Below are 12,779 nucleotides of genomic sequence, written 5' to 3' on the forward strand. Positions count from 1 at the left end.
TACACACTCGGGAAGTGAAAACCAAAAAGCGAAGGCCAACAGCTGTTGGCCTTCGACTGGCAGTTTATTGGTGGCTGTGTGTGGGGCGTGAACAAACCGCCGCCCTTCACGCTTACTGCTTGGCTTCGGTCTTGCCGTCGAAGCTGGCACTCCACTGGGCCAGGATGGCGTTACGCTCGCGGGCTGCCCAGCTAAAGTCGTTGTCGATCATCTGGCCTTTGATATCAGCCGGATAGCCCGCTCTCGGTTGGGCTACATCGGGGATGGCGACCACGGCGAACGACTTGTTGTAGAGGGCGTTGGCCTGTTCGGTGGCGGCAAAGTCGAGCAGCTGTTTGGCGGCTTCCAGCTTGGGGGTGCCCTTGATGATGGCGGCGGCTTCCATATCCCAGCCCGACCCCTCTTTCGGGAACACCACCTCAATGGGGGCCCCCTTGGCCTTGAGGCTGGTGGCCGGGAAGTCGAAGGAGATGCCGATCACCGTCTCGCCGCTGGCGGCCAGCTTGCAGGGGGCGGAGCCCGAGTGGGTGTAACGGTCGATGTTCTGGTGCAGGCCGTTCATGAATTGCCAGCCCTGCTTCTCACCCATGGTCTGCAGCCAACCAGCGACGCTCAGGTAACCGGTGCCGGAGGAGCTGGGGTTGGGCATGATCACCTTGCCCTTGTAGATGGGCTTGGTGAGGTCGGCCCAGCTGGTGGGCGCCGGGATCCCCTGCTTTTCCGCCTCTACCTTGTTGAAGCAGATGGCGCTGAAGAAGGCGTCCAGACCGATCCAGTGCGGCTCGGCCTTGCTGTCGCGAAAGCGGCTGTCGAGCTTGTCCAGCCCTTTCGGTGCATAGGCATTGAGCATCTGCTGCTGATCGAGCTGCATCAGGCTGGTCGCCGCCAGTCCCCATACCACATCCGCTTTGGGCTGGGTTTTTTCTGCCAGCAAGCGGGCGGTGACCACGCCGGTGGAGTCACGCACCCACTTGATGTTGATATCCGTATGCTGGCGCTCGAACGCGGTTTTCAGCTCGTTGAGCTGCTCCGGTTCGAAGGCGGTGTAGACGGTGAGGTCGGTCGCGGCCAGTGCCGGGGCGGTCATGGCAGCCAGTACGGCGGCGGCCAGCAGATGGGTTCCCTGTTTCATCCTCTTCTCCAGTTAAATTGGTTTGGTATAAACCAGATTGGTCGAGAGAGAGGCTAGGGGATCTTTATGACGTGACCGTGACAGCCCCGTGACGTTTTGCCGTCCCTGATTTGTCCGTGACTAATCCTGGGTATCCACCTCGATCTCCAGACTGTCGTGGCGCCAGTACTCCAGATCGAAATCGAGCACCCGGCCGTGCTGATCGAAGTTGAGTCGCTCGAGGCGCAGGGCGGGCAGACCGGCGGTGGCCCCGAGCGCCTTGGCCACTTCGTCCGGCAGGGCGGTGGGGAAGAAGCGCACCTGCATGCGGGCGTAGTGGAGATCGTAATGGGCCTGGTAGATCTCGGTCAGACTGCCGTTGAGATCCAGCTCCAGCAGGCCGGGCACCCGCTCTGGCAGGCAGTGGTTCTCGCAGTAGCAGATGGCGCGCCCGTTGGCGTAGCGCAGTCGCTTGAGCAAAAAGAGGCTGTCAAACGGCTTGAGTTGCAACTGCGCCATCAACGCGGGCGGCACCGCCTGGCGGCTTTTTTCCAGCAGCTCGGTGCGCGGCTCGCCCCCTTGCTCCCGCACTATCTGGTGAAAGTTGGAGGTGCGTCTGGGGTTGAGACTGAAACGCGGCGGGGTGACGAACCAGCCGCGGCGATCCTCCCGATAGATAAGGCCGTTCGCCTCCAACTGCACCAGCGCCTCGCGGATGGTAACCCTTGTGGTGCCATAGAGTTCCCCCAGCAGCCGCTCGGAGGGGAGCTTGTCGTTGGGGGCCAGGCCCCCCGCCAGGATCTGGTTGGCGAGGGCATCCTTGATCTGCAGGTATTGGGGTTTGCTCATGAAAATCCCTGTTTGTTCAATGAGTTGGGTAATTGGTTGGGCACAGGGCAGGTCATCTGCCCGGTCGTTACACGGCAACATCAACATGCGTTGGTAGATACCAGAATCACCCCTGCTGTTCAGGCTTCCTAGATTATCGCGATCCCGGCGCTGAAAATGAATTTTTTGTTGCATGTAGTGCCACGCCTTTGACCTTGGCGGGGCAGTTATCCACAATGCGCTCATTCTGGTATATACCAAAAAGGAGCGAAGTCATGACCCATATTCCTGCGGCCCCCGCCGCCGTCGATTACCTGCTGCTGACCCCGGGCCCCCTCTCGACCACCGCGACTGTACGCGCCGCCATGCTGCAAGACAGCTGCACCTGGGATGCGGACTACAACCAGGGTGTGGTGGAGCCCATCCGCCGCGAGCTGGTGCGCCTCGCCGCCGGCCCGGAATATCAAAGCGACTACAGCGCCGTGCTGCTGCAGGGAAGTGGCAGCTATGTGGTGGAGAGCGTACTGGGCTCGGCGATAGGCGTCGATGAGTGTCTGCTGATCATCAACAACGGCGCCTACGGTGCCCGCATGGGGGAGATGGCCCGCTGCCTTGGCCTGCGCCACCATGAGCTCGACTGCGGCGAGACGACCCGCCCGGAACCCGCCGCCATCGAGGCGATGCTGGCGCGCCACCCCGAGATCACCCATCTGGCCATGGTGCACTGCGAGACCACCACCGGCATGCTCAACCCCCTTGAGGAGGTGGCTGAACTCTGCCAGCGCCGCGGCATCCGTCTGATCGTCGATGCCATGAGCAGCTTTGGCGGTATCCCCATCGACATGGGGCGCCTTGGCATCGAGTTTCTCATCAGCTCTGCCAACAAGTGCATTCAGGGGGTGCCGGGCTTTGGCTTCGTCATCGCTCGCCGCGTGGCGCTCACGGCCTGCGCCGGTCATGCCCGATCTGTCTCCCTCGACCTGCATGCCCAGTGGCAGACCATGGAGCAGCAGGGGGGCAAGTGGCGCTTTACCTCGCCCACTCATACCGTACTCGCCTTTGCTCAGGCCCTGCGCGAGCTGGACGAAGAGGGGGGCATTGCCGCCCGCCATCAGCGCTACCGCGAAAATCAGCGCACACTGGTGGATGGCATGGTCGCCCTTGGCTTTGCGGCACTGCTGCCAGAACAGTGGCAATCTCCCATCATTACCGCTTTCTACTCTCCGACCCACCCTGATTACCGCTTCGCCGACTTCTACCAGCGGCTCAAGGCGCAGGGCTTTGTCATCTATCCGGGCAAGGTCTCCCAGGCCGATTGCTTCCGTATCGGCAATATCGGCGACGTGACCCCAGAGCGGGTGCGCGCTCTGCTCGTCGCCATGACCAGCGCCTGCTACTGGCAAGGGGACGCGCGATGACCAGCATGCTGGCTCAGAGTCGTGATCTGCGTGGCCGCGATTTACATGGCCATAAGCTGCACGGCAGCGGCCGCGCCGACAGCGAAGGGGATATCAACCTTGGCGCGGGTCGGGCGTGCTGGTGGGCAGGTCAGAGCGAAGAGGTACAGGCCGGATTGGCGGAGGATAGCCGCTACTTTCTCCATCAGGCCCTCTCCACCCCCTGTCTGGATCTGATTGAGCGCGCGCAGGGGAGCTGGCTGACCAGTGTATCGGGCAAACAGTATCTCGATTTCCACGGCAACAGCGTCCATCAGCTGGGCCACGGCCACCCCAGAGTGGTGGCCGCGGTGCAGCAGCAACTCGCCGATCTGCCGTTTGCGCCCCGCCGCTACACCCATCAGGTCGCCATCGACTGCGCCCGCACCCTGGCCGAACTGGCCCCCGGCGATCTCAACCGGGTGTTGTTCGCCCCCGGCGGCAGCGAAGTGGTGGGGATTGCCCTGAAGCTCGCCCGTTTCATAACCGGCAACAGCAAGGTGGTGTCCCTGTGGGATGCCTTTCACGGCGCCTCCCTCGATGCTATTTCAGTTGGTGGCGAGGCCTGTTTTCGCGCCGGTATGGGCCCCTTGATGGCCGGAGTGGAGCGCATTCCGCCTCCCACCCGCTATCGCGGTGTCTGGTATCGCGGAGAGGGGGATGATCTGCACTACGCCGATTATCTGGAGTACGTCATCGAGAAGGAGGGGGGGATCGGCGCCTTTATCGCCGAGCCGATCCGCAATACCGACGTACAGTTGCCCTCGAAGGCCTACTGGCAGCGGGTGCGGGAGATCTGCGATCGCCACAAGGTGCTGCTGATCGTCGACGAGATCCCCAATGCCCTGGGGCGCACTGGCCACTGGTTCAGCTTTGAAGAATTCGGCATTGAGCCCGACATCATCTGCCTGGGCAAGGGGTTGGGGGGCGGTGTGGTGCCCTTTGCTGCCCTCATCACTCGGGATCGTTTCAATCAGGCGGCGGCCATTTCACTGGGTCACTACACCCACGAGAAGAGCCCCATCGGCTGCGCGGCGGCCCTAGCCACCATCAGTACCATCCGTGAAGAGGGGTTGCTGGCCAAAGTGCGGGAGGATGGCCGTTTTATGGCGGTAGAGCTCGCGGCGCTTGCCGAGCGCCACCCGCTCATTGGGCAGGTGCGCGGCATCGGTTTGCTCTGGGCGCTCGATCTGGTGGTCGATCATCAGAGTCGCACCCGCAATAGCCAGGCCGCCGAGCGGCTGCTCTACCGCTGTCTGGAACTAGGGCTCAGCTTCAAGGTCTCTCAGGGCAACGTCATCCAGCTCTCGCCCCCGCTCAATATCGCTCGCGCCGATCTGGTACGCGCCATCTCCATTCTCGATCGCGCCCTCGGCGAGATCGCACTTTCACCGAAACAGGAACACCACCATGACTGACTTGCAGATTGTTGTAGACCCGACCACCGACGTAGAGGCGTTGATCCTCGACTGGGCCGGCACCGTCGTCGATTTCGGCTCCTTCGCCCCCACCTCCATCTTCGTCGAGGCCTTCGCCCGCGCCTATGACTTCCCCGTGACCCTCGATGAGGCGCGCCAGCCCATGGGGCTGGGCAAGTGGGATCATATCGCGGCGCTCGGCCGTCTGCCCTCGGTGGATGTGCGCTGGCAGGCTCGCTTCGGCCACCCCATGAGCCACGCCGAGGTGGACCACATTTATCACACCTTTATGCCGCTGCAGATTGCCGCGGTGACCCGCTTTGCCGCCCCCATTCCCGGTGTGCTACCGGTGCTGGAGGCACTGCGGGGCCAGGGGCTGCGCATCGGCTCCTGCTCCGGTTACCCCCGTCCGGTGATGGAAGCGCTGGTACCTGCTGCGGCCGATCACGGTTATCGCCCGGATCACTGGGTCGCCACCGACGATCTCAAGGCTGGCGGTCGCCCCGGCCCCTGGATGGCGCTGGCCAACGTGATTGAGCTGGGAGTGAGCGCGGTGCATCGTTGCATCAAGGTAGATGACGCCGTGCCGGGTATCAGCGAAGGGTTGAACGCGGGCATGTGGACGGTGGGATTGTCGGTCTCCGGCAACGAGTTTGGCGCCACCTGGGACGAGTTTGCCGCCATGAGCGAGGCGGAGATCGCCGCCCGGCGCGTATCGGCCGAGGCCAAACTGCGGGCGGCGGGGGCGCACTACATCATCGACACCCTGGCGGATATCGCCCCGGTCATCGCCGATATCAATCGCCGTCTGACTGTGGGTGGGCGGCCCTGAACAAGGCGGGATGAGAGGAGGGGAGAGCCGGCCTTGCCGGCAGGTTCAGGCCGATGTCCCCTGACAATCAGGCATAAAAAAACCGGCGCCTTGGCGCCGGTTTTGATTCACTGCAGCTCTTGCTTATCAATAAGCGATTACAGAGAGGCGGTGAAGGTACGGGTGATGACGTCTTGCTGTTGCTCCTTGGTCAAGGAGTTGAAGCGAACGGCATAACCGGATACGCGGATGGTCAACTGCGGATATTTCTCCGGGTTTTCCATGGCGTCCAGCAGCATTTCACGGTTCATCACGTTGACGTTCAGGTGCTGACCACCTTCCAGGTTGGCTTCGTGGTGGAAGTAACCATCCATCAGGCCGGCCAGGTTGGCTTTCTGGGCTTCCATGTCTTTGCCCAGGGCATTCGGCACGATGGAGAAGGTATAGGAGATACCATCTTTGGCGTAGGCGAACGGCAGCTTGGCAACGGAAGTCAGGGAAGCAACGGCACCCTTCTGATCACGACCGTGCATCGGGTTGGCACCCGGGCCGAACGGCGCACCGGCGCGACGACCATCCGGGGTATTACCGGTCTTCTTGCCGTACACCACGTTGGAGGTGATGGTCAGCACGGACTGGGTAGCCACGGCACCGCGGTAGGTGTTGAGCTTCTGAATCTTCTTCATGAAGCGCTCGACCAGGTCGCAGGCGATGTCATCGACGCGAGCGTCGTTGTTGCCGAACTGCGGGTACTCGCCTTCGATTTCGAAGTCGATGGAGACGCCATCGGCATCACGTACCGGCTTGACCTTGGCGTACTTGATGGCAGACAGGGAGTCAGCGGCTACGGACAGACCGGCGATACCACAGGCCATGGTGCGATAGACGTCACGGTCGTGCAGCGCCATTAGGGAGGCTTCGTAGCTGTACTTGTCGTGCATGTAGTGGATGATGTTCAGCGCGGCCACGTACTGCTTGGCCAGCCAGTCCATGAAGTGATCCAGTCTGTCCATCACGTCGTTGTAGTCGAGGTACTCGGAGGTGACCATTTCGGTCTTCGGACCGACCTGGATCTTGAGCTTCTCGTCCATACCGCCGTTGATTGCATACAGCATGGTCTTGGCCAGGTTGGCACGGGCACCGAAGAACTGCATCTGTTTGCCGACGATCATCGGGGACACACAGCAAGCGATGGCGTAGTCATCGTTGTTGAAGTCCGGACGCATCAGGTCGTCGTTCTCGTACTGAACGGAAGAGGTCTCGATGGATACCTTGGCGCAGTACTTCTTGAAACCGACCGGCAGCTTCTCGGACCACAGGATGGTCAGGTTCGGCTCAGGGGACGGGCCCATGGTGTACAGGGTGTTCAGCATACGGAAGCTGTTCTTGGTGACCAGGGTACGACCGTCAACGCCCATACCGGCCAGGGTCTCGGTCGCCCACATCGGGTCGCCGGAGAACAGTGAATCGTATTCCGGGGTACGCAGGAAGCGAACCATGCGCAGCTTCATGACCATGTGGTCCATCAGCTCCTGGGCTTCTTGCTCAGTGATCAGGCCTTTCTGCAGGTCACGCTCGATGTAGATGTCCAGGAAGCTGGAGGTACGACCGAAGGACATGGCCGCGCCGTTCTGGGACTTGACCGCCGCCAGGTAGGCGAAGTAGGTCCACTGTACGGCTTCTTTGGCGGTCTTGGCCGGTACGGAGATGTCGCAACCGTACTTGGCAGCCATCACCTTCATCTGTGCCAGGGCACGGTGCTGCTCGGAGATCTCTTCGCGCAGACGGATGGTGGCTTCCAGGTTGACACCGTTTTCCAGGTCAGCCTGCAGGGACTTGAACTGAGCCAGTTTGTCGGCCATCAGGAAGTCGATACCGTACAGGGCAACACGGCGGTAGTCACCGATGATGCGGCCACGGCCGTAGGCATCCGGCAGACCGGTGATGACGCCGGACTTGCGGCAGTTCAGGATGTCTTTGGTGTAGACGTCGAACACGCCCTGGTTATGAGTCTTGCGGTACTCGGTGAAGATCTTCTCGACCATGGGGTCAAGCTGGCGACCGTACACTTCGCAAGAGGTCTTGACCATCTTGATACCACCGTTGGCGATGATGGCGCGCTTGAGCGGTTTGTCGGTCTGCAGACCAACGATTTGCTCCAGGCTCTGGTCGATATAGCCGGCATCGTGAGCGGTAATGGTGGAGGGCAGGTCGGTATCAAAATCGACCGGCGCGTGAGTGCGGTTCTCGATCTTGATGCCTTCCATGACCTTGTCCCACAGCTTGGTGGTGGCTTCGGTCGCGCCAGCCAGGAAGGACTCGTCACCTTCATACGGGGTGTAGTTCTTCTGGATGAAGTCACGGGTGTTGACAGAGGTCTGCCATTCACCGGCTGCGAAGCCTTCCCATGCTTTTTGGAACTGTTCGTTAAGTTCTGCCATTTTCATTACCTCTCAAGGTATTTATGTGTCTGCCGCCATCCTTAATGATGGCGACGGAAGATAAACCAGTAAGTCAGCCCAACCATGACGCCACCACCAATGATATTACCGATGGTGACAGGGATGAGGTTGTGCAGGACGAAGTTGGACACGGTCAGGTCGGCAAAGGTCGCCGGATCCTGGCCGATGGCCTGCCAGAATTCCGGGCTCGCGACGCTGTGGATGGCGATACCGACCGGGATCATAAACATGTTTGCAATGCTGTGCTCAAAACCGGAGGCCACGAACATGGCGACGGGAAGCAGCATCACCATCACCTTGTCGGTGGCGCTGCGGGCGCCGAAGGCCATCCACACGGCGAGACACACCATGAGGTTGCAGAGGATGCCAAGGGCCACGGCCTCGAAGAAGGTGTGATGGATCTTGTGCTGGGCCACTTTCATGGCGTTCAGCCCCCATTGGCCATCCGCTGCCGTGTATTCCGCCGACATGATGATGAGGCCGACGATGATGAGACCGCCGATGAGGTTGCCGAAGTAGACCAGTCCCCAGTTCTTGAGCAGCTGGGCCCAGCTGATGCGATTCGCCGCCTTGGCTACCAGGGTGAGGGTAGTGGAGGTGAACAGTTCGGCGCCGAGCAGGACGCAGAGGATGAGACCGAGGGAGAAGCAGATGCCGCCCACCAGCTTGGACATGCCCCAGGCCATGCCGCTTGAGCCCGTGGTGACGGTGATATAGAAGACGAAGGCGATGGCGATGAAGGCGCCAGCGGTGATGGCCAGGGGAATGACCTTGTATGCGGGCTTGGTGGCCTTGGCATAGGTAATGTCTTCGGCCAGGGCGGCGATGGCTTCGGGCTTCAGACAATCAAAGGGAGATTCTGCTTTCAATTCTCAGTACCTGCATATTTTGCCTGTGGAAATCATAACAAAGGGGCTGATCCCCAAAATTGACTCCGATCAAGAATTACAGATTGTGAATGTAATTTTACTACAGGATTTTTCACCATCCGGAAGCGTTTCTTTACACCAGGTTTCAGGTGAAATAGAAATGAGTCTGTTATTAATTTTATGATTTTTAAGAACTTATAAAGGACACCCTTAAAAAAGTACCGGCCAGGCACCTTTGCGGCCGCACTGCACCATGAGTGCCAAATTAACAACCCCCTAAGAGGTATTTTTTGTCTTTTATTTCATCTTTGTGGCACGGCCAGCCAAAGCGTAGACCATAAAACAGAAGGGGCCCTCAGGGCCCCTTCGTCATATCAGCATATCAGTTCCAGCTATGGATTCGTTTGGCTTTTTGCAATTTCTCGTAAGCGGCCAGCAGTTTCTGGTGCAGCGGGAACTGGGAGAGGGAGAGATCGGCGGCTTCCAGACCGTGGAAGCGCGCCTCGCCGCGGGCGTTGGCCCACGCCTGCGCCAGGGTCTCTTCCCCGAACATGCGGGCGAACACCGGGCGGTACTGCTCGGGGTCGCGTTCCTCGTCCAGGAAGAGCTCGACGCAGGCGCGCAGGGCGCGGTAGTAAGCTGCGCGATCCGCCGGGAACACCGACTGGTTGAACTCCATGGTCCAGTCGATGAGGTCGAGGGCGCTCTCCAGGTTGCCTGCGGCCAGCGCCAGCATGGCTTTGAGCTCACCGACGCGCAGGGTGTGCAGGGCAGTGCCCTTGGCGGCGGCGATGCCGAGCAGCTCGCGCACCCGGGTCCGCTCGTCGTGACCCTCTTCATCCAGCTGGTCGAACAGGGCCATGTACTGCTCTGCGTCCCACTCGAGCGCCGGCAGCGCCAGGATGGTCTCCCGCAGGTGGGCCCCCATGGTGTTGTTGGCCAGCAGCAGATCTTCCACCGGATAGATGTCGGACATGCCGGGCACCAGGATACGGCAGGCGTAGACACCCAGGTGCTCGTAGTCGGCGATGTAGACCGGCTGCTCCAGCTCGTGGAAGATGCCGATCAGGTGGTCGAACTCCTCTTGCGAGGTGCCACGGAAGTCCCAGTCGGCAAACTCGAAGTCGGACTCTTCCTTGAACAGATCCCAGCTGATGAGGCCGGAGGAGTCGATGAAGTGGGTCTCCAGGTTGTGGTGATCCGCCACCTGCTCGTTGTCGAACGACGGCGGCACGAAGACGTCCAGATCCTTGAGGCTGCGCCCTTGCAGCAGTTCGGTGACGGTGCGCTCGAAGGCGACCTCGAAGCGCGGGTGGGCGCCGAAGGAGGCAAAGCAGGTGCCGTTGTTCGGGTTGAGCAGCACCACGCAGATGACCGGATAACGGCCGCCGAGGGAGGCATCGAAGCTGTAGATGGGGAAGCCTTCGGCCTCCAGTGCATCGATGGACGCCTTGATGCCGGGGTAACGGGCGATGACCTCGCCCGGGATCTGGGGCAGGCTGATGGCCTCGGCGATGATCTTGTTCTTCACGTGGCGCTCGAACACCTCCGACAGCCCCTGGGTGCGGGCTTCGGTGCGGGTGTTGCCGGCGCTCATGCCGTTGGAAACATACAGGTTGCCGACGATGTTCATCGGGATGTAGACGGTCTGGTGATCAGACTGGCGCTCGAAGGGCAGGGCGACGATGCCGCGTTCCTCGTTGCCGGATTGCAGGTCCACCAGCATGTCGGCGGTCACTTCACCGTCCGGGTTGTAGAACTTGCGGGTGAAGGAGTCGAGCAGACCAGTGGGAAGCTGATCCCCCTCGATGGGGAACCACTTCTCGTTCGGGTAGTGGACGAAGTCGCCATTGGCTACCTGCTCGCCCAAGTAGAAGTCGGCGAAGAAGTAGTTGGTGGAGAGACGCTCGAAATATTCGCCAAGGGCGGAGGCGAGCGCCGCCTTCTTGCTGGCACCCTTGCCGTTGGTGAAGCAGAGAGCGCACTCCTTGTCCCGGATGTGCACGGACCAGACGTTGGGCACGGGGTTGAGCCAGGAGGCCTCTTCGATATCAAACCCCAGGGCTTGCAGCTTGGTCTGGAAGCGTTCGATGGAATCTTCCAGCGCTGCGTCCTTGCCGGGAATAAAAGTGTGGTCGGTCATCACAATGTCCTGATTTTATGGGCTCATGTTTGGACGCAGATAATAGCATGAGTGACGGGGAAAGCGGCCAGGGCAATGGTGTGGGCTTGCCCAGGTCTGCATTGGATGGGCGGGGTGTGGTAGTGGGGCCGGACGGTGCGCTGCGGGGCGGCGATTTTTCATGGGAAAGAGGGTTGGGTCATCAGTTTTACTTAACATAATTAAGATAAAGTAAATTTTATTATGACCCTGTGCCCTTCATCATGGCGTCAACCGTTGGCGGGGGAAGGAAAAGAGGGGAACGCCCGTGCCCGTTCCGCCCCCCCGTCTTGATGAGCCTTGACCAGGAGTGCTGAATGTTCCCGATGATCCCCCGTATCGACCCCGAGATAGCCAGGTTGGCGCCGGGTTTTTGTGCCCTCAGCATCGTGGTGGAAGCCGCCCCCGTGATTGACACTCTGGTGGGGGAGCGGGCCCTGGCCCGGGCATGTGCGGCCCTTGGCACCGACGAGGCCCCCTGGGCCCTTGAACATCTGGCCGCCTGGGATCAGGTGTTCAAGGGGTTTGGCGCCAAGCCTGCCCGCACGCCCTGCTCGGCCCAGGCACTGCGCAAGCGGGTGCTGCGCGATGGCGTCTTGCCCGCCATCGATCCTGTGGTGGATCTCTACAACGCCATCAGCATCGAGTATGCCATTCCCGTGGGCGGGGAGGATCTGGCGGCCTATGTGGGAGCGCCGCGCCTGGTGATTGCCGATGGCAGCGAATGCTTTGACACCCTCAAAGAAGGGCTGCCAACCCAGGAGGCACCGGCTCCCGGAGAGGTGGTGTGGCGGGACGATCTCGGCGTCACCTGTCGCCGCTGGAACTGGCGCCAGGGGATCCGCACTCGCCTGAGCCTCTCTTCCCCCCGGATGTGGTTCATTCTGGAGTGTCTGCCGCCGATGCCGCGCACGGCCTTGTGGGAGGCCGGCGACAGGCTGATTGCCGGTCTCACGCAGATGATGCCTGGGGCCCGCATCGAGCAGACGCTGGTGGAGTGATTGAAGGAGCAGACGAAAAGATAAAAGGAGGCGCCCCATGTTCGCCCGGGCGGTCATGGGGCGGATCTTGCTCGACATGCCACGTCGGGGCCGGTGTACCCGGCCCTTTCAGCGCGCCTAACCGATGAATTTCAGACCCAGGATCCCGCCGATGATCAGCAGCAGGCAGAGCACTCGGGCCAGGGTGGCCGGTTCGTTGAACAGCCAGATCCCCATCAGCACGGTGCCGACCGCGCCGATGCCGGTCCAGACTGCGTAGGCGGTGCCAAGGGGCAGCTGTTTGACCGCCATGGCGAGCAGCAGCACGCTCACGGCCATGGCGATCAGGGTCAGCAGGGTGGGGAGGGGACGGCTGAAACCGTCGGTGTATTTGAGGCCGATGGCCCAGGCGACCTCGAACAGGCCGGCCAACAGCAATAGCAACCAGGACATAAGGCAGATTCCGCAGGAAGCAGGGTCGTCCCTGCGTATCAGGAGGCCTCGGGGCCGTCCCCGAGGGGCAGCGGGGCTGCCGGTCGGTCTCAATGATGCCCCAACTGGAGGCAGGATGCCAACCGGCTGCCCGCAGGTCGGCCAGGCCGATGGATATTGCAGCGAATGGCACAGAATATTGCGCAATTCGACTTGCGCCCGCCGCCACAATCCGTAATGTGGACAGACGCATTTTTTGCAACTCATATAT

10 protein-coding genes are annotated in these 12,779 nt (G+C 61.1%); 4 read left to right on the top strand and 6 right to left on the bottom strand.

What is annotated here, in order from left to right; genetic code table 11:
• Positions 1 to 112 precede the first annotated feature (112 nt).
• Positions 113 to 1,132 (bottom strand): putative 2-aminoethylphosphonate ABC transporter substrate-binding protein, encoded by a 1,020-nt coding sequence (locus tag I6L32_RS16115; protein ID WP_216944165.1) that lies wholly within the window; start codon positions 1,130 to 1,132, stop codon positions 113 to 115.
• 120 nt (positions 1,133 to 1,252) lie between these two features.
• Entirely contained in the window at positions 1,253 to 1,960 is a 708-nt protein-coding gene (gene phnR, locus I6L32_RS16120; protein WP_029303195.1) for a phosphonate utilization transcriptional regulator PhnR, read from the bottom strand.
• A 254-nt stretch (positions 1,961 to 2,214) separates the two neighbouring features.
• Here phnR and phnW point away from each other — a divergent pair, with 254 nt between their 5' ends.
• Genes phnW through phnX form a run of 3 tightly spaced genes read left to right on the top strand, consistent with a single transcriptional unit; the run spans position 2,215 to position 5,625 of the window.
• A complete protein-coding gene (gene phnW / locus I6L32_RS16125) occupies positions 2,215 to 3,357 on the top strand; it encodes a 2-aminoethylphosphonate--pyruvate transaminase (RefSeq protein ID WP_069785457.1) in 1,143 nt (380 codons plus the stop codon).
• A complete protein-coding gene (locus I6L32_RS16130) occupies positions 3,354 to 4,793 on the top strand; it encodes an aspartate aminotransferase family protein (protein ID WP_069785458.1) in 1,440 nt (479 codons plus the stop codon). The genes phnW and I6L32_RS16130 overlap by 4 nt, the downstream gene beginning before the upstream one ends.
• Entirely contained in the window at positions 4,786 to 5,625 is an 840-nt protein-coding gene (gene phnX / locus I6L32_RS16135; protein ID WP_069785459.1) for a phosphonoacetaldehyde hydrolase, read from the top strand. The genes I6L32_RS16130 and phnX overlap by 8 nt, the downstream gene beginning before the upstream one ends.
• Before the next feature lie 137 nt (positions 5,626 to 5,762).
• Here the strand turns inward: phnX and pflB are convergent, their stop codons facing one another.
• The 3 genes from pflB to ycaO all read right to left on the bottom strand — a co-directional run bounded on the left by pflB (position 5,763) and on the right by ycaO (position 11,078).
• The gene (gene pflB, locus I6L32_RS16140) at positions 5,763 to 8,045 is read right to left on the bottom strand and encodes a formate C-acetyltransferase (protein ID WP_010674504.1); all 2,283 of its coding nucleotides are present in this window, start codon (positions 8,043 to 8,045) and stop codon (positions 5,763 to 5,765) included.
• A gap of 41 nt (positions 8,046 to 8,086) precedes the next feature.
• Positions 8,087 to 8,935, bottom strand: a complete 849-nt coding sequence (gene focA / locus I6L32_RS16145; protein ID WP_010674505.1) for a formate transporter FocA — start codon at positions 8,933 to 8,935, stop codon at positions 8,087 to 8,089.
• Positions 8,936 to 9,317: 382 nt separating this feature from the next.
• The gene (gene ycaO / locus I6L32_RS16150; RefSeq protein WP_069785460.1) at positions 9,318 to 11,078 is read right to left on the bottom strand and encodes a 30S ribosomal protein S12 methylthiotransferase accessory factor YcaO; all 1,761 of its coding nucleotides are present in this window, start codon (positions 11,076 to 11,078) and stop codon (positions 9,318 to 9,320) included.
• A 335-nt stretch (positions 11,079 to 11,413) separates the two neighbouring features.
• Between ycaO and I6L32_RS16155 the strand changes: the two genes are divergently transcribed.
• Positions 11,414 to 12,097 (top strand): B3/4 domain-containing protein, encoded by a 684-nt coding sequence (locus I6L32_RS16155; protein ID WP_039039002.1) that lies wholly within the window; start codon positions 11,414 to 11,416, stop codon positions 12,095 to 12,097.
• A 117-nt stretch (positions 12,098 to 12,214) separates the two neighbouring features.
• Here I6L32_RS16155 and sugE read toward each other — a convergent pair whose 3' ends face one another.
• Positions 12,215 to 12,529, bottom strand: coding sequence for a quaternary ammonium compound efflux SMR transporter SugE (gene sugE / locus I6L32_RS16160; protein WP_041211362.1), 315 nt, complete (start codon positions 12,527 to 12,529; stop codon positions 12,215 to 12,217).
• Between the last annotated feature and the right edge of the window lie 250 nt (positions 12,530 to 12,779).

Source organism: Aeromonas sp. FDAARGOS 1402, assembly GCF_019046925.1.
In the GTDB taxonomy this organism is placed as follows: Bacteria; Pseudomonadota; Gammaproteobacteria; order Enterobacterales; family Aeromonadaceae; genus Aeromonas; species Aeromonas caviae.